Raw genomic sequence first — 20,265 nt, 5'->3', positions numbered from 1 at the left:
TCTGTAATAGTCATAAATGTATTAATAAAAATTGAAAGATAATTACGCTGTTTAATAAATAGACTCACTCCATCTATTATGATAAAACAGTTATTTTAAAACAAAAAACCCTTATTAATAAAGTAATAAGGGTTTATACTAAAAACAGTTAAGGGATTCTGAATGTATTATTTTTTAACCACACGCTTAAAAAATATTTTGTTATTTAAATCTTGTATTTGTAATAAATAAACACCTGATGCTAGATTTGATATATCTAAATTAGATTGATTTTTAAATGTTTTGATTTTTGCTCCAGTAACTGAATACAATACAACTTGACTAATGCCACCATTTTTTGTACTTATGTTAATTGAATTGGAGCTTGGATTAGGATAAACGGTTATTATTTGGTCAACATCTGTAAACTCTGGTACACCTAATGTACTTAAGTCTATATTATACTCCATCAACCCAAGATCTGAAGTACCTACAAAAACAGTTACCATATCTTGATAAAAATAATACGCAGAAGTTGCAGAAGAAACACTATGTAATTGTTGATTATTAATCAATTGCCAATTTGTTCCATCATCCGTTGAGTAATAAATTTGGAATACTGACACTTGACTATTATATGTAGAAGCAACCATTGCTCCTTGTGAAACTGTTGAAAATGCAATATCATGAACAATATCTGTTGTTTTTTGAGTCCAAGTGACTCCAGCATTATCAGACATAAATATACCAGATGATGTTGCTAAAGCTAATCTATTAACATTTAAAGGATCTTGTTGTAAATCATAAATAAGACCAGAAGAAGTCAAGTTATCTAAACCATTACTAATATTAACCCATGTTACACCATCATCCAAAGAATAATAAACTTCGTTACCAATAGCTGCAGTAATTTTACCTGTATTATCAATTAAAACTCCATTGACATAACTTACAAAAGGTAATACTACATCTTCTACTTGCACATTGTTAATATCAGTAAAGTCTATTTTTTTCAAAATGGATTCAGAAGGATCATAACCTCTAAAAGCTGCTAAAACAACATTAGTATTATTAGGGTATGTTGCTACAGATGTTAAGCTATTGGTATATAAATTAAATAATTGATGCTGAGTGTAACCATTATCATTACTAACATAAAAATTACTACCTGTAAAACTAGAAGACAATCCAAAAATACGGTTTTGTATAATTTGATCAACAAAAATAGAACCATCACCATTATTAGAAAAATTATTTAAAGGCGAGATATTATAAGGCGTGTCTAGATCTGTATCTAGATCTCTGTGGACATGACCAAATTGCACACCATAATATAAACTTGAATCTACACCATTTCTATAAACAGATGTTTTACCTGTACTTACAAAATATGGGTTAGGTATACCTGATACTGTCAAACCTCCATCATTAGAAAGTAAAGGAATATAATTAGAACTAATAGCTATTTGATTAAAATCTTGAGGATTATAACTAGCATTTAATCCATAGTAATAACTATCTGTATTATCAATAGGGTAAACTATATTTTGAAAAGTAAGTCCTCCATCATTAGAAATCACCATTTCATTCTCTTCTAAAACAATAACTTGTGATGGGTTATTCTTATTAAATTTAATAACATTAATATTATCTAAAACACCAGAAGACCATGTAATAGGTACTATACTAAAAGTATTACCACCATCAATAGACTTATATAAATTCTCTACAGTTCCACCAAAACTTATCCCAGTACCTAAGTAAATAGTTTGATCATCTATAGGGTTAAATTCTATTGGATTCAAAACAATACTTGGTAATTTTTCTACAAAAGTTTGACCAGCATCATCAGATATTAATAGTCCACCATCGATACTAGTGCTACCATTACCTCTTACTAAAAATAACTTATTTGGGTCATTAGGACTTACAGCTACGTTGTTTAAAAAAACAGTATCATTATTATTAGTATAATATATCATATCCCAAGTTAAACCTCCATCTGCAGTGTAATATGTTTTTCCTTCTGTGTTAAAACCAACAGGAAAATTAGTATCTATAATTAATACATCCATATTTAAATCGTAGAAATCATAAGAATTTACATAAGCTAAATCTGTTTGATTTGGTAACGAAAACGATTTTATAATTGATAAAGTCGCTATATCTAAAACTAATACAGCATTATTTGGTGAATTACCTTGAAAAGCAACGAAGGTTAAAGTTGTACCATCTTCAGATAATTTTAATTGCTCTATGCTTGCTCCAGGTAAAAAATCTAAAGCGTATAAAACATCCCAATTATCACCATTATCTTCAGACACTACGATGTGATTCCCTAATGTTTTAGCATAGATTTTATTGGTCACATTTAAATCATAAGTGAGATCAAAAATTCGACCAAATTCTTCAGATCCTGTAATTTGAATTTGAGAAAAAATTTGCTGTAATGAAAAGCACAACACAATTAAAAAAAGAGAAATAGTTTTGTTCATAATTAGTATTTTAAATGAACATCAATATTCTTTAATAAAAATTATAACTTATAAAATTTTGATACAATAAATGCGACAGCTTTAATAAAAAGTGTGACATCTTAATTTAAACACTTGATAAATAAGAATATAAGCCTGAGCTTTCAGATAAACCCATTTTCACACTAATTCGCTCTTTGCGTTTACGAGAAGCTACTTCTGTAATGTTAAACAATGAAGAAATCTCTTTATTAGTTAAATCCATATATAAATAACTTATATATCTAATATCATTTGCAGTTAATTCTGGATGACGTTTTTTAAGTTGATGAATAAAATTATGATTAACCTCTTCAAAGTGTTTTAAAAAACTATTCCATTCTTTTTCATTATTAAGTAAACTATTTAATTCTTTTATTTTTTTAGAAAGAAATACATTTTTTGAAACTTCTGTTTGATTTGATAATGAAGCAATAATATCTTTAAGTAATTTATTCCGACTTGAGATTTGCAAAGCTTTAGCTGCTAGTTTTTGATTACGAATTTCAATTTCTGTTTTATATTTTTCTTGCTCTAATTCAATAATTTCTTTAGTTTTTTTATGCAACACTAAACGTTGTTTGTTTTTAATTGAACTGTTTCTTAATGCCCAAGAAATTAATATTATTACTAAAGCACAAACTGCAAATAATGTATAAAATTTTGTTCGTTCTGATGCTTGCTGAAGTTTATTTTGCTGAAGTTCTTTTCTATAATTAGCAACCTCAAACTTAACTTTATTGGCTTGATAGAATCGTCCATTTTGTATTTTGCTTAACGCCTGAGTTAAGGCAATAACAGAATCTTTAGACGCTAAAACTTTATCAATTAAACCTTGTGTTAAATACACCTCTGCTAATTGATTATAAATTTTGATTTTAAATTCAGGGTTTTCGGCAACCTTTAAAGCTTGTTTAGCATAACTAACAGCATTTAAAATTTCTCTATTTCTTTTTGAAATATTTGAAAGTAATATTAATGTTGATATTTTTTCTTCCGTTAATGCACTTGAGTCTAAGTTAGGCAACAGCATTAATGCTAGTTTTTTAGCTTCATTTAGGTCGTTTTGCTTATACTTATTTTCAGCCAAAGCAACATCTGACAAAATAGTAATTTCAGGGTGATTTTTTAAACGAATCTTACTATCTTCTAGATAATTTACAGCAAGGTCCAACTTATCAAGCTCATTTGCAACAATACCTAAATTTAGTGCATATAACCCGATTTTAATATCATCCTCGTGCTTAAGTGCTAATGTATAAGCTTTATAAAAATACTCTTCTGCCTTATTTAAATCGCCTTCTTTACTGTATAAAATAGCAATATTATTTAAAACCGTCATTTCTTCACTTTCATCAAGAAATTTTAAAGCTAAAGTATAAGCTTCTAAATAATTATCTAAAGCTTCACCATAATCCAGCATAGAATAATAATTAGCTCCAATATTATTTAGTGCTAAAAATTGTTGTTTATACCAGTTGTTATCTTCTGCAACTGTACGGACTTTAGTTAAAATCTCTAATGATAATGTATAGTCTTTATTATCACGAGCTTTAATACCTTTTACTATTAAAGTGTCTAAGGTCTTTATATTTTGAGAAAACACTAAAGTGCTTATAAAAAATATTAAAAACTGGATAAACACTTTCATACAACTATACTTAGTATTTTAAATAGTTACACTTTACTTTGAATTAACGTTATTATTAAATTTTATTTAAGATTAGAAATCATAGTTTGTAAATCAACTTTGTCTTGCTCTCCAGAGATCATATTTTTTAAAGTGAATTGATTATTTTTTAATTCCTCTTCACCTACCAAAACAACAAACGGAATATTACGCTTATTAGCATAATTCATTTGCTTTTTCATTTTAGCATTATCCGGATATAATTCGGCATTAATATTTTGCTCTCTCAAAGCCTTTATGGCTTTTAAGCTGAATAGCGATTCGTTTTCACCAAAATTAATAAATAAGACTTCGGTAGATTTTGTTATGGTTTCTGGAAACAAACCTAACTCTTCTAACACTAGATAGATACGATCTAATCCAAAACTAATTCCTACTCCACTTACATTTTTAAGACCAAAAATACCAGTTAAGTCGTCATAACGACCTCCTCCACCAATGGATCCCATAGCAACACCTTCTGGTGCAGAAACTTCAAAAATAGCTCCTGTATAATAATTTAAACCTCTAGCTAAAGTCACATCCAATTGTAATTTAGCCGATTTTAAACCTAAAGTTTCAATTGCATTATTAATAAAACCTAACTCTTCAATACCTTTTTGTCCTTCTTCAGAAGTTGACAATATCGTTTTTAAACTATCGATTTGAGACCCAAAATCTCCTGATAAAGTAAATAACGGTTGAAGTTTAGCTATACCTTCTTCAGAGATACCTTTATTAAGCATTTCTTCTTTTACTTTAGCTTCACCTATTTTATCTAACTTATCTAAAGCAACAGTAAAATCTATTAATTTATCACTGGCACCAATAACTTCTGCAATACCAGATAATATTTTACGGTTGTTTATTTTAATGGTTGCTCCTTCTAGTTTTAAGGCTGTAAACACCTCGTCATACAATTGTACAAACTCAACTTCTTGCCATAAACTATCGCTACCTACAACATCTGCATCACATTGGTAAAACTCTCTAAAACGCCCTTTTTGTGGTCTATCTGCACGCCAAACAGGTTGCATTTGATAACGCTTAAAAGGAAAATCAATTTCGTTTTGGTGCTGCACAACGTATCTTGCAAAAGGCACTGTTAAGTCGTAACGTAATGCTTTTTCAGAGATTTGCTTCGTTAATAAATTACTCTCTCTTTTTATGTAATCTTCTTGAGAAATAGCTCCTTTTTTAGGATTTAAATAATCACCTGAATTCAAAATTTTAAAAATCAAACGGTCACCTTCTTCTCCATATTTACCCATTAAGGTATCCGAGTTTTCAAAACTTGGTGTTTCTATTGGTTGAAACCCAAAACGTTGAAATTTAGACTTTATGGTACTAAAAATATAATTTCGCTTTGCTACTTGTTCTGGATTAAAATCTCTTGTTCCTTTTGGTATGCTTGGTTTTTGTGCCATAATATTTCCTGCGAAAGCAGAAATGTTTTTAATGATTACTTTTTACTTTAATAGTATTTTAAATACTAAGAATACAAAAATATATAATACTGTTGTCTTTGTTTACTTTTACAAGGAAAAACAACACTATGCTTTTTATTACTACTTAATTAGTTAATTAACGTATTCATATACTCATACAATTCGCCTTTTGTAATAGCGCTTCCTGCTTTAATTAACTTAAACTTATCTAAATTCTTGTCTTCAGAATAGTCTTTTTTACCTTGTGTAAAAGTTACAGTTTCGTCCATTAAGTTTTCACGAAGCCAATTAAACCCATCTTTTGTCGTAACATCTATTGGTCCATCGATCTTAATTCCAATAACATGCATATGGTCTTCGTTAAAGCTGAATAAATGAATGTTTTGAGCCGAAATTTGCTCGACATATTTAACCGATTTTAAAACACCTTCCCAAACCAAGTCACTAAAAACATCTAGTTCTTGTTCTGCTACCTCTGGTTGTTTTGTTTTAATAGTTGCCCACTCCTCTGCTGTGATAGATTGTGTGGCTAGAAAATTTATAAATTCTTGATGCAATTCTTCAAATTGTTCTTTTGTAAGTCTTGAATACTTCATTATTTCTTCTTTGTTATATTTAATGCTTTTGCAACGTCAAATGGTCTGTCTGTTGCAAACAAATCTATACCTTTATCTCTCCAAACTTTGTAAGGCACTTCTCCTTTAGCTTCTGCTTGCTTATCAAGGTTACCTAAAGTCCCTAACATTGTTTTTATACCATGAGATTGAACGGTTTTATAAAACTGGTTTGGTGATAATTTTGTACCTGTAAAAGCCAGCATATTTTGTGTTGGTATTTTTGAATGTAATAACCAATCTAATTCTTTTTGATTTCTAGCTGAAACCGATAACATTAAATTTGGTGCTAATGCATATGCTTGGGTAGCTTGCTTAATATCATAGGTAATAAGTATTGAAACATCTTCGGCTTTAACTTGCTTTACTAATGCCACAATTGCATCAAAAGACACACTACGTTTTTTGTCTAAAGTTAACACTACATTATTTTGTTTTGCCCAAAGTAAAACCGATTTTAATGTTGGGATTTTAAATGTAGTCTCATTACCATAATCATCAACTAAGTTAAATGCTTGAAGCTCTTCATAAGTATATTTATTCAATCTATCTGTTCCTGTTGTTGTACGCTCAAGTGTGTTATCGTGCATTAAGACTAATACATTATCTCTGGTTTGTGCGACGTCAATCTCATAAATTGCAGGTATGCTGTCATTGACATATTTTAAAGTTTCTAAACAGTTTTCTGGATAGTGCTTTAAACCTTTACCTCCACGATGTACACTAATAATTAGGTCGTCTTCTGGGTTATATTTAAAAGTATCAATTAATGCTGATTGTTTTTCTATTTGTGCTTTGGTTTCAGTAGTAGTTTCATTAGTCTTAGATACATCTTGTTTTGAATCCTTACAAGACACTACGCTTATTAAAAACACTAGTAAAGTTAACTGTTTGATGGCTTGATTTCCGCGAAAGCGATACAATAATTTCATTTAAAATTGATTTTGTGACAAAATATTAAAAAAAATGCGCTCCTTAAAAGGAGCGCAAATTTACGTAATATATTGTAGTTTTATATAGTCTGTAATTCTAGATTTTTAATAACACTAGAATTATTTTGTGTAATGACTATCCGTATTGTTTATCGTCTTCTTCTACCAAAGTAACCACTTTTCATACGTGCGTTGTATGTTTTTGTAGCTCCAGTTGCTGTAGGATCAAATGCTTTTTTGTCATCAAGATCTTCTACTGTTGATAATTCTTCTTCTTCATTATTAGATTGTATCTCTACTGCTTTAGTTTCAACTTCTTTTTCTGGCTTAGGTACAAAAACTACTTCTTCAATACTAGACTCTATAACTATTTCAGGTTTACTTTCAGTCTCTATTTTTTCCACCTCTTTTTGTTTAACCTCTTTAAAATCCTCAATATTAGGTAAAACTGAATCTGTTTTGATTTTATTAGTATCTATTGCACTACTTTTTAATCCTTTTCTGTTTAAAGCAAAAGTTGTTTTTCTTAGATTTAAGATTTCGGTTAGTTCTTGGCTTGATTTATCTATTATGCTCATAATGTGAAGGTATTTAAAGTAATAATCTGTGCAAGATTAAATATTATTTAAGACAATCTAACAATATTCCTTTAAAATTACGTATTTTAAAGACTTAAAGCAATTTAACCCGATAAACGGTAATACAACTATTACATTACATAATTTATTTTTTTACAAAAACACTTTAACCTTATAAATTAGCATTTTATCTATATTAACATATTTTAAACACATTTTACCAATTGATGATAAGATAATAAATTAGATTTGTCCGATACAATATATTATCACCTATGATTAACCTTGAACAAATTATTGAAGATACTGGTGCTAAGATCGCTGTCTTAGCTGATAAAGAAGGAAATGTAATCGAGTCTATTAATACAGAACAATCGGTTAATATTGCTTTAATGACAGAAACTAGTTTATCTATGTGCAATGATTTAATACATGACATTACAAAAAATAAACTAAACCAATTAATAGTGCGATCTGAAAAAGATTACATAGTCATTAACAAATTAGAATCTGATGATTTTATATTTGTTGTTTCTGATAATGTATCTATGTTTGGATTATTACTAAAACAGATGAACTCTTTACAAAACAAATAATATTAACAAACATTAAAAAAAACAATTATGTCAAATTTTTTAGAACAATTTACTGAGGATATTAAATCAAATGTACCTGGTTACATTGCTGTATCTGTAACAGAGGTAAGCTCTGGTGTATGCTATGTATCACATTCTAACTCAAAGGATTTTGATCCAGAAATCGCATCTGCTTTTAACTTAGAAGTTGTTAAAGCTAAGAAAAGTGCTATTAAAGCATTAGATCTTGATGCTTCAATACAAGACATTTTAATTACACTTAATAGTCAAATACACATTATTGATGTATCTGAAAATGGTGAATATTTTATTTACTTAGCTGTAGATTCTGATAAAGCAAATTTAGGTATGACTAGAGCATTACTTAAAAAATACAAGAAAGAAATTGTAAGCCAACTATAAGCTTAAATTCTTTTTAATAAATAAAGCGGATAATTCTAATTTTAGAATTATCCGCTTTTATTTTTAATGCTAATGTCTTTAGATATTAGAAAATATACCTAACTCCAAATTGTGCTTGCCATCTGGATAATAAACTTGTATCATATGAAAAAGTTTCAGTTACACCGGTAAATGTATATGTTGGTACTCCTGAAGCATCAACATCTACTCCTACAGGTTGAACAGATGTTGGTTGTTGTACAACTCCCCATTCACTATTTAATAAATTTCCAATGTTTAAAACATCTAAACTTAATTGTATTGTGTTTGTTTTTCCTCCACCAACATTAAATTTATAATCTTGTAACAGCTTAAGATCCCAACGACCTCTCCAAGGTGCTAATGCTCCGTAACGTTCTACGTAATCACCACGACGCTCACTTAAATAATCATCTTGTTGAATAAAAGCTTCATAAGCTTCAGCTTGACCAGCACCTGAAAATTGCATATTTTGTAATTCTGAAGCAGTTGGAACATACAACAAATCATTTAAATCTGATCCATCACCATTTAAATCTCCTCCATAGGTATAATTAAAGCGTCCACCTTGAGCGTACTCGAAAAAAGTAGAAATTGTAGTTGACCATTTGTCATCTCCATAGGTAAACTTTTTACTAGCGACACCAATAAAACGGTGTGTATCACCATATTTTGAATAGGATAATACATCATCATTTGCATTACCAACTATAGGATTAAAAGCAAATGCATCCCCTGTAATTTCTGCCTCAATTGAGTTAACGTCTTTTGAATTCAAATAATTATAAGCTAAACTTGTATACAATCCGTTGTCAAAAGTTTTTTGAGCTTTAGCGGTAAAATTCCAAATACGTCCTTTATCAGAATTTGTAAATACATAGGCATTATTAATTATATCTGCATCTGTATAAACAGGTCTATTATCACCTGGTGCACCTAAAGTACCAGATGGATTACGTAATCCCCAATTTTGAACATGCGCGCCATTAATATCTTTTGTGTAAGAAATATCTCCTGTTGCAACAATACCATTATCAAATCTATAATCAGCACCAATGTTAGTTCTCCATACTTGAGGGAATTTAAAGTCAGGATCTACCATCTGGTAAAAGAAAACTTCTGGGTTAGCAATTTGGTTACCTAACCAAACAAATGGTAAACGTCCTGTAAATAAGCCTGTACCTCCACGAACTTGAAAACTATTATCTCCTTCCACATCATAATTAAAACCTACTCTAGGAGAAATTAAAAATTTATTAGAAGGCATTTTAGTATTATCTAAAAATACGCCTTCTCCTGTATTAGGATTAATATACTCTATATCTGGAGAATAACAACATGCTCTATCAATGACCTCTTGAGCTTTTGTTGATGAATCAAAGAATAATGGTTTGTCAAATCTTACTCCATAAGTTAATTTGAAATTATCGTTAACATTCCATTCGTCTTGTAAATAAAAAGCAAATTGACCAACATTAGTTTCTGCTAAAGCCCAACTATCATTATTAGTATTTGTATCATAAATATTTTGTGCATTAGCCATCGCATCTGCTAACATACCGCTAGAAATAGCCGCATTGAATGCTTCAATATCAGCAAAATCACCACCCAAAGCACCTACATAACCTCCTTCTGGATACTCAGGGTATTGACCTGGTCCAAAACGATAACCGTAAGCTCCTAAATTAAATGAATTGTCAAATTCAAATTTTTCATAAGACACTCCAGCTGTAAATGTGTGATCTCCTTTAATGTAATTTAAATTATTAGAAAATTGAAAAACCTTCTGGTCTAATTTATTATTAATAGAAAAAGGTTCGTGACCTGCAACAATATAAGTGGATTCTGCACCATCTAATATTCTAAAAGCAGGCATTGGAGACGATAAAGGGTTTCTAAAATCATCAAAATGACTATAACCAACTTGTAATTTATTAGTAATACTACCTGATAGTGTAGAATTTATTTCTAATTGAACTGAATTTATATTATTATTAATTTCATAACCTGAGTTTTCAAATTGTAAGGTAGCAAAACTTGGACCTCTAAAACCTAAAGCAGTAGGATGGGCTGGTTTTTCTTTAGAAGCATTTAAAAAATTATAAATTACAGCTAAACGATGACTATCACTAATATTCCAATCTAATTTAAAAATTCCTTTAGTAGAATTTGAATCGTAATTAAAACCTTCATAACGTCCTGTATCATACCCAATACTAGCTAACCCATTTTGAACAGTTATTAAATCAGACTCTAAAACACGAGTTTCATTAATAGCACCTGTACCTCTATTAGGAGCAAATCCATTTGTACCTAAATCAGAACGTTCATCTTTTTCAAAGTTTGCAAAGAAAAATAGTTTGTTTTTAATAATTGGACCACCTAAACTTACACCATATTGGTTTTGCTTTAAGTCAGATTGAAAAACGTCTTGTCCCATAATCTTTCCTCCAGTCATGTCTTCGTTTCTAGTAAATCCATAAACTGTACCATGAAACTCATTAGTACCACTTTTTGTAACTGCATTAACTGCAGCACCTGTAAATCCAGATAAAGTTACATCGTAAGGCGCTAACGAAACTTGAATTTGGTCAATTGCATCCAAAGATATCGGCTGAGAATCTGTTTGTCCACCTGGCGTTGCTGCATCTAAACCAAATGGATTATTAAATACAGCTCCATCCAAAGTAAAATTGTTAAACTGATCATTTCTACCTCCAAAAGAGTTTCCTGAAGCGGATGGTTCTAGTCTTGTAAAATCGGCAGCTGATCTAGAAATTGTAGGCAATGTTGTTAACTCTCTTTTTCCTACGCTAGTTTCGGCACCAGTCCTATCGCTACCAAAAGTCCCAGAAGAAGAACCAGTGATAACTACCTCATCTAAAGACTCTTCACTAGTACTCATTATAGCATCAATATTTGTTGTTTTTCCTAAAGTTAAAAATACATTTTCAAATACTTTATCCTCAAAACCCACATAAGATACTGTTACTTTGTATGGTCCACCAATCCTTAAGTTTAATAAATTATATCTACCATCTACGTTAGATATTGCTCCATATTTTGTCCCTGTGGGACCATGGACAGCTACTATATTTGCGCCAAACAGATGCACATTAGCATCATCCATAATAAGTCCTTTAATATTAGATGTAGTCACTTGCGCATATGCAAAGACTGTAAATAATATCAAAATAATAGTTAATTGATTTTTTTTCATGTCGTTGTGTGTTATGTTTTTAACATATTATGCGTGCATAATACCATATAAAATTAACACAAAAAAAGCTACTCGATAAGAGTAGCTTTAATATTTACATCTAATTTATTAACTTTTTGTTAACAAATAAAATATTATGCTTGTGCAACAACGTCAAATTCTAAATCAACTTTTACTGATCTATGTAAACGTACAGTAGCAGTATACTTACCTAAACGCTTTACAGTTGTTACTGAAATGAATTTTTTATCAATATTTTGACCTTCTTTAGCTAATGCTTCAGCTACATCAATATTGTTAACAGATCCAAATAATTTGTCTCCTTGTCCAACTTTAGCTGCTATTTTAATTTCTAAAGCTTTGATAGTTTCTGCAACTTTATTAGCTTCTTCAACTTCTTTAGCTTCTTTAAAAGCACGTTGCTTTAAAGTTTCTTCTAATGCTTTTTTAGCAGAATTAGTTGCTAAAACTGCATGTCCTGTAGGGATTAAAAAATTTCTACCATAACCGTTCTTAACCGTTACAACATCGTCTTTAAATCCTAAATTCTCAACGTCTTGTTTTAATATAAGTTCCATTGTTATGCTATTTTTATTTTAATAAATCTGCTACGTAAGGCATTAAAGCTAAATGACGCGCTCTTTTTACAGCTACAGACACTTTTCTTTGATACTTTAAAGAGGTACCTGTTAAACGTCTTGGTAAAATTTTACCTTGCTCGTTAACAAACCCTAATAACCAATCTGCATCTTTGTAATCTACGTACTTGATTCCAGACTTTTTGAAACGACAATATTTTTTGTTCTTGTTAGTTTCAATATTTAAAGGAGTAAGATATCTGATTTCTCCTTCTTTTTTTCCTTTTGCTTGTTGATCTATACTTGCCATGATTACGCTTTTTGTTTTAATTTAACTCTTCTACGTTCTGCCCATGATACAGCATGTTTGTCCATTGCAACAGTTAAGTAACGCATAAAACGCTCATCACGTCTAAACTCTACTTCTAAAGGATTAATTACTTCTCCTTCTACTTGGTACTCAAATAAGTGATAAAATCCACTTTTTTTGTTTTGAATTGGGTATGCTAATTTTTTAAGTCCCCAATCTTCTTTTGATACCATCTTAGCTCCTCTAGAAACAAGAAAATCTTCGTATTTCTTTACTGTTTCCTTTATCTGTGTCTCAGATAAAACGGGATTTAAGATGAAAACAGTTTCATAATGATTCATAAAAATCTAATTTATTTGTGTTAAAAATGAGTGCAAAAATACTTCTTTTTATTTAATCTCACAAATTGTTTTTTATCCATTTCAATAAATAACATTCAACACAAGATAAATAAAATGTTAATTTTTACATTTAAGCGATGTTTTTTGGTTTTAATCCGAATTTTTTGTACTATTGTCGATAAATTAACCTATTTAAAAAATATACTATGATATTAAATTGTGTAGTAGTTGATGATTCAGCAATACAAAGACTATCTATTGTAAAGCTAATTGAAAATAACAATAATCTAAATTTAATTGCTGAATACAGCAGTGCTTTGGAGACTAAAAATGGATTAAACACACATAAGGTTGATCTTATATTTTTGGATATAGAAATGCCAGTACTTAATGGTTTTGAGTTATTAGATGTTTTAAATAATAAACCTCAAATTATTTTTGTTACAGGTAAAACAGAATATGCATTTAAAGCCTTTAACTATGATGCTACTGACTATTTACAAAAACCAATTACTAGAGAGCGTTTTAGCCAAGCAGTTGATAAAGCTGTAGAGCAACACAAACTTAAACTTGATTTTAATCAAGAAGAAGGTGAACATATTTTTGTTAAAAGCAACCTTAAAAAACGTAAAGTATATATTAGAGACATCAAATGGATTGAAGCTTTAGGTGACTATGTAAAGTTAGTGACCGAAGATACAAGTCTTGTTGTTTTATCTACAATGAAGGCTTTTGAACATGAATTACCAGAAGGTAAGTTTTTAAGAATCCATAAATCTTATATTGTTAATCTTGACAAAGTTGATAGATTTAACAGTAAAAATGTTGAAGTTGGTGCCTACGAAATACCTTTAAGCCGAAACAAAAAAACACAATTAGTAGATGCTTTAAATAGTATTTAATTAATAAAATATATGCCAAAAAAAGCCTACTTTTTCAAGTAGGCTTTTTTTGATTAGTAGTTATCTACATTTACCACAATCCTTACACCTTTAAAATTACCAATTGCTTCAAAAGACGTTTGTACCTTTTTGATTGCTTCTTTTGTTTTACCCAAAGGTTGTCCTTGGGGGATTTTAATTAAAATATTTTTATGATATTGATTTCTAATTCTCGAAATTGGAGGAAACTCTGGTCCTAAAACATTTTGTTTAAACAATTGTGTCAATGCTTTTGCTAACCAATCTGCCGACATATCTACTTTATTATAATCACGATGTTTTAGTGTGATTTTTACTAATCTGTAAAATGGTGGATATTTATAATTATAACGCTCTTCCAACTGTTCTTTAAACATACCAACATAATCATTAGTTGAGACTTGTTGTAATATTTTGTGATAGGGATTATAAGTTTGTATTAAAACTTTACCCCTTTTTCTGTACGTCCTGCTCTTCCAGATACCTGAAGCATTAACTGAAAACTACGTTCATGAGCTCTAAAATCTGGAAAATTCAACATATTGTCGGCATTCATGATACCAACCAATTTTACGTTTCTAAAGTCAAGCCCTTTAGTTAACATTTGTGTCCCAACTAAAACATCAATTTCTTGTTGTTCAAAAGCTGTAATTATTTTTTCGTAACCAAATTTACCACGTGTAGTATCTAAATCCATACGACCCACTTTAAAATCAGGAAAAATTTGCTTAACCTCAGCTTCTATTTGCTCTGTACCAAAACCTTTGGTATCTAATCCAGGCGTACCACAAGCCATACACTTAATTAACATTGCACTATTATAACCACAATAATGACAACGCAATTGTTTACGATATTGATGGTAAGTTAAACTAACATCACAATTAGGACACTGTGGAGAGTGACCACAAGTATTACACTCTACAATTGGAGAATACCCTCTTCTATTTTGAAATAAGATAACTTGATGTCCATCTTTAATGGCTTCATTAATTTCTTCAATTAATCTATCCGAAAAATGACCTTTCATCTTTTTACGCTTTTGTTTATCCTTAATATCTACCAATTCTATATCTGGTAATTGGACATTATTATAGCGTCTGTTGATGTTTACTAAACCGTATTTATTTTGTTGCGCGTTATGGTAACTTTCAATACTTGGTGTTGCGCTACCTAGCAACGTTTTAGCTTTAAATATCGAGGCTAAAACTACTGCTGCATCACGTGCGTGATACCTTGGAGCAGGATCAAATTGTTTAAAAGAAGATTCGTGTTCTTCATCCACAATTATTAATCCTAAATCACTAAATGGTAAAAATATAGATGATCTAGCACCTAAAACTATTTTTGCTTTCGCGGAATTACCAAGCACTTGATTATAAACCTCAACACGCTCATGAGCCGAGTATTTACTATGAAACACAGCGACTTGTTCTCCAAAATAATTTTGTAACCTCGTCACTAATTGTGTAGTTAAAGCTATCTCTGGCAACAAGTACAATACTTGCTGATTATTTAATAAAGCTTGTTCAATTAGTTTTACGTAGACTTCGGTTTTACCTGAAGAAGTAATACCATGAAGTAACACCACATTTTGGGTTTTAAAACTTTGCTGTATTTGCTGCAAAGCTTCGGTTTGATACTGGTTTAATTGTTTAGAGGCTTCATTGTCTTCGCCTTCATAAACCACACGATCTGTTTGTATATGATAATCTTCTAAAACACCTTTATCTATCAATGTTTTTATAGTAGAAGATGTTGCATTACTTTCTGCAACTACATCAGCAACTTTTACAGGCTTTTTAGTTTTTGCTGCAATTGAAAATAAAGTCAAAATAACATCACGCTGTTTAGTGGCTCTGCTATTTAAATTTTCTAATAACTGATTTAAATTATCTTGGGTATTATAAGCTTGAGTTAATTTTACGTATCTAACGTATTTAGGCTTATACTTATCATAAATTTCTTCGTTTAAAATTATAGCTTCCTTTTCTACTAAACGTTTAACTACAGGAAGCACATTTTTTTTATCTAATATATTAGATATATCTTGAATCTTAAGTGAAGATTGATGTTGCAATGCTTCGTAAATTAAATACTCGTCGTCTTTTAACTCGGTTTCATTTAATTCTATGGTATTATTTTTACTAATAATCGTTTCGCTTTCAAGCAAAAAAGCATTAGGTAGAGCTGCACGCATAACTTCGCCTTCTGTGCACATATAATACTTTGCAATCCATTGCCACAATTGCAATTGTTTTAGAGTTACAATTGGTGTGTCATCTAATATTTGATGAATTTGCTTAGCATCATATATTAATGGTTTAGTTTGGTGTATTGCAGCTACAATACCTGTGTGAATTTTGGATTTTCCGAAAGGGATGGAAACACGCATACCAACCTTTAAAAAACCACTTTCTGCTTGCGTAATACTATACGTAAAGCGATTTTCTAAAGGGATTGGAAGAATGACATCTATAAAATGCAATGGATGCGTATATTTTTGATTAATTATTGGGTGTTATTTTACGCGTTCCCAATATTGCGTAGAGTATAAAAACCCTATATAACCTCTAACCTGAAGTTTGTCCTCGTCTGTTACAGCTAAACGTAAGTCATAAACTTTTCCGTTTTGTGGATCTACTATTGACCCATGCTTATAATACTTACCATCTTTAGTCATGTTTTTAATAAGGTGTAATCCTAAAATTGGTTTGTTATAATCGTCACCTTTACACTTTTTGCAAAGATTTTTTGTTTAGCAGGATCAAAAATCTTCACTATTTTACCAAATACTTTTCCATCTTTCTTGTAGATTTCTACAATAGATTTTTTTGCTCCTGTCTCATCATCAACGGTTGTCCATTGCCCAAATATACTTTGCGCTTGTGTTGATAAACTAATTAAAAATACGGCTAATACTAAAATACTTTTTTTCATAATTAAAAATTTTTACGGAGTTGCTTTAATGACATGTTTAGCTCAAATCCTAATAAAAGGATATTGGCATTTAACCATAAATAAAACAACAAGATTAAAATGGCTCCAATGGAACCGTAAAGCTCATTATATTTGGCAAAATTTTCGATATAGATTCCAAATAAAAACGAGGTTACCATAATTAGTATTGTTGTAAATAAGGCGCCAACCGAGAAAAATCTTGAGGACTTTCCTTCTGCTGTTCCAAAGTAATACAACACTGCTGTTGCTAGATATACCATTAACACAAAAAAGCCATATTGTGCTAAGGTACTCCAGATGCTAACTTGACGTTTTTCTATAAAACCATGATCTTTTAAATTGTCTAATACATAAATATTAAAATATCCTAAAAAGGCTACTGTTAACATTAATAGTATAGACAAAATTAATGCCACACCTAAAGCGTAAATATATTGTTTAAAAACGTTTCTAGTAAGAATTTGATGGTATGAATTTTCAAAACCCGAAAACAATGCATTTATACCATTGGCCATCAAGAATATAGACAATAAAAAAACTGATGATACTAAACTACCGCTTTGATTACCTCCAATGTTATTAAATATGTTATCAGAGAAAAAATCTGATGTTGTTGGAGGCAAAAAGGACTCTAAAAACATCAAAAAATCAGTTTGAAAATCTTCTATTGGTATGTGTGGTATAACTATAATAACAAACAATAAAAAAGGAAACAATGCCATAAAAAAACTATAGGCAATTGCACTTGCACGTGCTGTTAATGCACCTTTTGCTATACCAATAACATATAACTCTAATAAGTCATATAATGATAACCCTATTAATCCTGGTAGTTTAACTTTTGATAGTAATTTAATAAAAACATTAAGCACAGGTATTTTAAGCAATTTATCTTTTAATTGCTCTTCTACCATTTTTTCTTGAATTAACTCCTCTTCTACAGTTTCTGGCATCAAATATATTTTTAGTCTACAGCTTTTAAGCTTAAATCCATATTGTAAACTGAGTGTGTTAAAGCTCCTGAAGAAATATAATCTACACCACAAAGTGCGTACTCACGTATGGTTTTTTCGTTAATACCTCCAGAACTTTCTGTTAAACATTGATCTCCTATTAATTTAACTGCTGTTTTTGTGTCTTCGTAATTAAAATTATCAATCAAAATTCTATATACTCCTTCTGATTTAAGAATTTCTTTAATTTCGTTTAAATCTCTAGCTTCAACAATTATTTTTAAATCACGATTAGTGTCCTTTAAATATTGTTTGGTTTTATCAATTGCTTTGGTAATACCTCCTGCAAAATCTATATGATTATCTTTTAACATGATCATATCATACAATGCAAACCTATGGTTTTCTCCTCCTCCTATTTTTACTGCCCATTTTTCTAAAGCCCTTAGACCTGGAGTTGTTTTACGTGTATCTAAAACTTTTGTACCTGTACCTTCTAGTAAATCTACAAATTGCCTGGTTTTGGTCGCAATTGCACTCATGCGTTGCATAGCATTAAGTACCAAACGTTCTGCTTTTAAAATAGATTGTGATGCACCTGTTACATAAAAAACAATGTCACCATATTTAACAGTACTTCCGTCTTCAATTAAAGTTTCCACAGTCATATTTGGATCAACATAATTAAAGACTTGCTTAGCAAATGCGACACCTGCAATAATCCCTTCGTCCTTTACAAGTAATTTTGCTTTACCTTCTGCAGATGCTGGAATACATGACAGTGAGCTATGGTCACCATCTCCTACATCTTCACGGATTGCATTGGTAATAATTAAATCTATTTCTTTATCAAATTGAGCTTTACTAATCATGTTGTATTTTTATTTAATGTAAAAATAAGAATTGATTTTTGAAATACTATTTTTACATTAAAAAATGTATAATACATAACATCCTAAATTGTAAATTTGCGTATGACTATTAAACTACTAGCTATAGGCAAGACTGACAATAAGCAATTACAACATTTAATTGATGAATATACAAAGCGTTTAGGTTTTTACATTGGATTTGACTTAGACATTATTCCTGATTTAAAGAAGGTAAAAAACTTAAGCGAAGACCAACAAAAACAAAAGGAAGGTGAACTTATTTTAAATAAGCTAAAGCCTACTGATATTTTGATTTTATTGGATGAAAATGGAAAGCAATTTGACTCAGTTGGATTTTCTAACTACCTTCAAAAACACATGAATTCTGGTGTTAAACAAGTCGTTTTTGTAATTGGTGGACCTTATGGATTTAGTCCTGAGGTATATGCTAAAGCACAAGGTAAAATATCGTTATCTAAAATGACATTTTCACATCAAATGGTTCGCCTTTTTGTTATAGAGCAATTGTATCGTGGATTTACTATTTTAAGAAACGAACCTTACCATCATAGATAAAAGAAACGATTAGCGTTTAAACTTTTTATGATGTTTAAACTTTTGTCTAAAACGCTTTTGTTTTTTTGAAACTATAGAAGGCTTATAATGGTTTTTCTCCTTTTTTAAATCTTCAATTAGTTTAGTTTTAACTTTGCTTATTAATACAGCATCACGTTTTATGTAACTAATAAAACTACCGATTAAACAAGCAAAACCTAAAACTATTGTTACAGAACCATTATCAAAGTAAGGAAATTGAGTATATAAATTTACAGCTAACCTAGGTTGATAATTTATAAAAACAAACACACCATAGCTGATAGCTAACAAACCAAAAACGGAAAATAACACAATATTTTGATTGATACTTTTTAAAGTTTTCTGCTCAATTGAAATAATATTAGCATGGCTTAAAATAGGATTGTTTTTCTTTTTTTGAAGGTTTACATAATTCAAAAAATCATCATTATAGGACATAAAAGACGTACCATAACTCCTTTTTTCTAAATCTTGATGGGTAATATTATATTTCAATTTAAAAAACAGGTGTTACTTTTCAGTTCTTACCTTACAAGTTTTAGTCTCCTTTTTAGAAGCATTTGATAGTAAACTATTCATTATTGTGGCAGACATTATTGCAAATCCAAAAAAATATTTCCAATTAGCATTGTCTTTAAATAAATATGAGCCTAGCAATATAAAAGCTGCCCAAATAACTGCGTTGATTATAATTATTTTTTTCATACTAGATAAGACGTAAATTCTATAACTTTGTTACACAATTTTAATTAAAATTTTAAATT

At 30.0% G+C, this 20,265-nt stretch carries 20 protein-coding genes and 1 pseudogene; 4 read left to right on the top strand and 17 right to left on the bottom strand.

Translation table 11 applies throughout. The features are described from left to right. Positions 1 to 167: 167 nt before the first annotated feature. From AC0L4B_RS09950 to AC0L4B_RS09925, 6 genes are all read right to left on the bottom strand, one after another. On the bottom strand, positions 168 to 2,474 hold the full coding sequence (locus AC0L4B_RS09950; protein ID WP_473436770.1) for a T9SS type A sorting domain-containing protein: 2,307 nt from the start codon (positions 2,472 to 2,474) through the stop codon (positions 168 to 170). Positions 2,475 to 2,580: 106 nt separating this feature from the next. Next, positions 2,581 to 4,143: a tetratricopeptide repeat protein gene (locus AC0L4B_RS09945; protein ID WP_473436769.1), complete on the bottom strand. Its 1,563-nt coding sequence runs from the start codon at positions 4,141 to 4,143 to the stop codon at positions 2,581 to 2,583. 62 nt (positions 4,144 to 4,205) lie between these two features. After that, positions 4,206 to 5,588 carry a histidine--tRNA ligase gene (gene hisS / locus AC0L4B_RS09940; RefSeq protein WP_473436768.1) on the bottom strand — a complete coding sequence of 461 codons (1,383 nt, stop codon included), beginning with the start codon at positions 5,586 to 5,588 and terminating at the stop codon, positions 4,206 to 4,208. Between the two features lie 149 nt (positions 5,589 to 5,737). After that, complete coding sequence (locus AC0L4B_RS09935; RefSeq protein ID WP_473436767.1) at positions 5,738 to 6,205, bottom strand: DUF6495 family protein; 468 nt, start codon at positions 6,203 to 6,205, stop codon at positions 5,738 to 5,740. Then, positions 6,205 to 7,155, bottom strand: coding sequence for a glycerophosphodiester phosphodiesterase family protein (locus AC0L4B_RS09930; RefSeq protein WP_473436766.1), 951 nt, complete (start codon positions 7,153 to 7,155; stop codon positions 6,205 to 6,207). Before AC0L4B_RS09930 ends, AC0L4B_RS09935 begins: the two co-directional genes overlap by 1 nt. 149 nt (positions 7,156 to 7,304) lie before the next feature. Further along, positions 7,305 to 7,733 carry a hypothetical protein gene (locus tag AC0L4B_RS09925; protein ID WP_473436765.1) on the bottom strand — a complete coding sequence of 143 codons (429 nt, stop codon included), beginning with the start codon at positions 7,731 to 7,733 and terminating at the stop codon, positions 7,305 to 7,307. A gap of 275 nt (positions 7,734 to 8,008) precedes the next feature. On the opposite strand from AC0L4B_RS09925, the gene AC0L4B_RS09920 reads away from it, so the two are divergent. Both AC0L4B_RS09920 and AC0L4B_RS09915 read left to right on the top strand, forming a co-directional pair. After that, complete coding sequence (locus tag AC0L4B_RS09920) at positions 8,009 to 8,329, top strand: roadblock/LC7 domain-containing protein (RefSeq protein ID WP_473436764.1); 321 nt, start codon at positions 8,009 to 8,011, stop codon at positions 8,327 to 8,329. 27 nt (positions 8,330 to 8,356) lie between these two features. Continuing rightward, complete coding sequence (locus AC0L4B_RS09915; protein ID WP_289045232.1) at positions 8,357 to 8,731, top strand: hypothetical protein; 375 nt, start codon at positions 8,357 to 8,359, stop codon at positions 8,729 to 8,731. Between the two features lie 85 nt (positions 8,732 to 8,816). Here AC0L4B_RS09915 and AC0L4B_RS09910 read toward each other — a convergent pair whose 3' ends face one another. The 4 genes from AC0L4B_RS09910 to rpsF all read right to left on the bottom strand — a co-directional run bounded on the left by AC0L4B_RS09910 (position 8,817) and on the right by rpsF (position 13,198). Beyond that, complete coding sequence (locus AC0L4B_RS09910; RefSeq protein WP_473436763.1) at positions 8,817 to 11,969, bottom strand: TonB-dependent receptor; 3,153 nt, start codon at positions 11,967 to 11,969, stop codon at positions 8,817 to 8,819. Positions 11,970 to 12,103: 134 nt separating this feature from the next. After that, positions 12,104 to 12,547: a 50S ribosomal protein L9 gene (rplI, locus tag AC0L4B_RS09905; protein WP_473436762.1), complete on the bottom strand. Its 444-nt coding sequence runs from the start codon at positions 12,545 to 12,547 to the stop codon at positions 12,104 to 12,106. 13 nt (positions 12,548 to 12,560) lie between these two features. Beyond that, positions 12,561 to 12,857 carry a 30S ribosomal protein S18 gene (gene rpsR / locus AC0L4B_RS09900; RefSeq protein ID WP_028291330.1) on the bottom strand — a complete coding sequence of 99 codons (297 nt, stop codon included), beginning with the start codon at positions 12,855 to 12,857 and terminating at the stop codon, positions 12,561 to 12,563. A gap of 2 nt (positions 12,858 to 12,859) precedes the next feature. Then, positions 12,860 to 13,198 (bottom strand): 30S ribosomal protein S6, encoded by a 339-nt coding sequence (gene rpsF, locus AC0L4B_RS09895; RefSeq protein ID WP_054850638.1) that lies wholly within the window; start codon positions 13,196 to 13,198, stop codon positions 12,860 to 12,862. A gap of 206 nt (positions 13,199 to 13,404) precedes the next feature. Here rpsF and AC0L4B_RS09890 point away from each other — a divergent pair, with 206 nt between their 5' ends. Beyond that, the gene (locus tag AC0L4B_RS09890; RefSeq protein WP_473436761.1) at positions 13,405 to 14,100 is read left to right on the top strand and encodes a LytR/AlgR family response regulator transcription factor; all 696 of its coding nucleotides are present in this window, start codon (positions 13,405 to 13,407) and stop codon (positions 14,098 to 14,100) included. A gap of 53 nt (positions 14,101 to 14,153) precedes the next feature. On the opposite strand, the pseudogene priA reads toward AC0L4B_RS09890, so the two are convergent. From priA to nadC, 5 genes and pseudogenes are all read right to left on the bottom strand, one after another. Beyond that, positions 14,154 to 16,606: pseudogene (gene priA / locus AC0L4B_RS09885) on the bottom strand (replication restart helicase PriA). Positions 16,607 to 16,639: 33 nt separating this feature from the next. After that, complete coding sequence (locus tag AC0L4B_RS09880; RefSeq protein WP_473436760.1) at positions 16,640 to 16,801, bottom strand: DUF2147 domain-containing protein; 162 nt, start codon at positions 16,799 to 16,801, stop codon at positions 16,640 to 16,642. A 20-nt stretch (positions 16,802 to 16,821) separates the two neighbouring features. Continuing rightward, complete coding sequence (locus tag AC0L4B_RS09875) at positions 16,822 to 17,058, bottom strand: DUF2147 domain-containing protein (RefSeq protein ID WP_473436759.1); 237 nt, start codon at positions 17,056 to 17,058, stop codon at positions 16,822 to 16,824. 2 nt (positions 17,059 to 17,060) lie between these two features. Beyond that, positions 17,061 to 18,032, bottom strand: coding sequence for a YihY/virulence factor BrkB family protein (locus AC0L4B_RS09870; RefSeq protein WP_473436758.1), 972 nt, complete (start codon positions 18,030 to 18,032; stop codon positions 17,061 to 17,063). A gap of 11 nt (positions 18,033 to 18,043) precedes the next feature. Beyond that, complete coding sequence (nadC, locus tag AC0L4B_RS09865) at positions 18,044 to 18,904, bottom strand: carboxylating nicotinate-nucleotide diphosphorylase (protein ID WP_473436757.1); 861 nt, start codon at positions 18,902 to 18,904, stop codon at positions 18,044 to 18,046. Positions 18,905 to 19,006: 102 nt separating this feature from the next. Between nadC and rlmH the strand changes: the two genes are divergently transcribed. After that, positions 19,007 to 19,480, top strand: coding sequence for a 23S rRNA (pseudouridine(1915)-N(3))-methyltransferase RlmH (gene rlmH / locus AC0L4B_RS09860; RefSeq protein WP_289045226.1), 474 nt, complete (start codon positions 19,007 to 19,009; stop codon positions 19,478 to 19,480). A gap of 9 nt (positions 19,481 to 19,489) precedes the next feature. Here the strand turns inward: rlmH and AC0L4B_RS09855 are convergent, their stop codons facing one another. Together AC0L4B_RS09855 and AC0L4B_RS09850 are read right to left on the bottom strand one after the other, a co-directional pair. After that, entirely contained in the window at positions 19,490 to 19,996 is a 507-nt protein-coding gene (locus AC0L4B_RS09855; protein WP_473436756.1) for a hypothetical protein, read from the bottom strand. A gap of 15 nt (positions 19,997 to 20,011) precedes the next feature. Beyond that, positions 20,012 to 20,206, bottom strand: a complete 195-nt coding sequence (locus tag AC0L4B_RS09850) for a hypothetical protein (RefSeq protein ID WP_473436755.1) — start codon at positions 20,204 to 20,206, stop codon at positions 20,012 to 20,014. Positions 20,207 to 20,265 lie beyond the last annotated feature (59 nt).

The sequence above is a fragment of the Olleya sp. NP1-10 genome, from assembly GCF_055804415.1.
Note: the sequence above shows the minus strand (reverse complement) of the source record. Positions and strands in the feature narration are given on the sequence as shown.

Excerpts from the sequence above, each read along its gene's own strand:
- AC0L4B_RS09950 (WP_473436770.1), bottom strand. The coding sequence starts at position 2,474 with ATGAACAAAACTATTTCTCTTTTTTTAATTGTGTTGTGCTTTTCATTA.
- AC0L4B_RS09870 (WP_473436758.1), bottom strand. The coding sequence starts at position 18,032 with ATGCCAGAAACTGTAGAAGAGGAGTTAATTCAAGAAAAAATGGTAGAA.
- rplI (WP_473436762.1), bottom strand. The coding sequence starts at position 12,547 with ATGGAACTTATATTAAAACAAGACGTTGAGAATTTAGGATTTAAAGAC.
- AC0L4B_RS09890 (WP_473436761.1), top strand. The coding sequence starts at position 13,405 with ATGATATTAAATTGTGTAGTAGTTGATGATTCAGCAATACAAAGACTA.
- rlmH (WP_289045226.1), top strand. The coding sequence starts at position 19,007 with ATGACTATTAAACTACTAGCTATAGGCAAGACTGACAATAAGCAATTA.
- AC0L4B_RS09925 (WP_473436765.1), bottom strand. The coding sequence starts at position 7,733 with ATGAGCATAATAGATAAATCAAGCCAAGAACTAACCGAAATCTTAAAT.
- AC0L4B_RS09875 (WP_473436759.1), bottom strand. The coding sequence starts at position 17,058 with ATGAAAAAAAGTATTTTAGTATTAGCCGTATTTTTAATTAGTTTATCA.
- nadC (WP_473436757.1), bottom strand. The coding sequence starts at position 18,904 with ATGATTAGTAAAGCTCAATTTGATAAAGAAATAGATTTAATTATTACC.
- AC0L4B_RS09945 (WP_473436769.1), bottom strand. The coding sequence starts at position 4,143 with ATGAAAGTGTTTATCCAGTTTTTAATATTTTTTATAAGCACTTTAGTG.
- AC0L4B_RS09910 (WP_473436763.1), bottom strand. The coding sequence starts at position 11,969 with ATGAAAAAAAATCAATTAACTATTATTTTGATATTATTTACAGTCTTT.
- AC0L4B_RS09915 (WP_289045232.1), top strand. The coding sequence starts at position 8,357 with ATGTCAAATTTTTTAGAACAATTTACTGAGGATATTAAATCAAATGTA.
- rpsF (WP_054850638.1), bottom strand. The coding sequence starts at position 13,198 with ATGAATCATTATGAAACTGTTTTCATCTTAAATCCCGTTTTATCTGAG.
- hisS (WP_473436768.1), bottom strand. The coding sequence starts at position 5,588 with ATGGCACAAAAACCAAGCATACCAAAAGGAACAAGAGATTTTAATCCA.
- AC0L4B_RS09920 (WP_473436764.1), top strand. The coding sequence starts at position 8,009 with ATGATTAACCTTGAACAAATTATTGAAGATACTGGTGCTAAGATCGCT.
- rpsR (WP_028291330.1), bottom strand. The coding sequence starts at position 12,857 with ATGGCAAGTATAGATCAACAAGCAAAAGGAAAAAAAGAAGGAGAAATC.
- AC0L4B_RS09930 (WP_473436766.1), bottom strand. The coding sequence starts at position 7,155 with ATGAAATTATTGTATCGCTTTCGCGGAAATCAAGCCATCAAACAGTTA.
- AC0L4B_RS09850 (WP_473436755.1), bottom strand. The coding sequence starts at position 20,206 with ATGAAAAAAATAATTATAATCAACGCAGTTATTTGGGCAGCTTTTATA.
- AC0L4B_RS09935 (WP_473436767.1), bottom strand. The coding sequence starts at position 6,205 with ATGAAGTATTCAAGACTTACAAAAGAACAATTTGAAGAATTGCATCAA.
- AC0L4B_RS09880 (WP_473436760.1), bottom strand. The coding sequence starts at position 16,801 with ATGACTAAAGATGGTAAGTATTATAAGCATGGGTCAATAGTAGATCCA.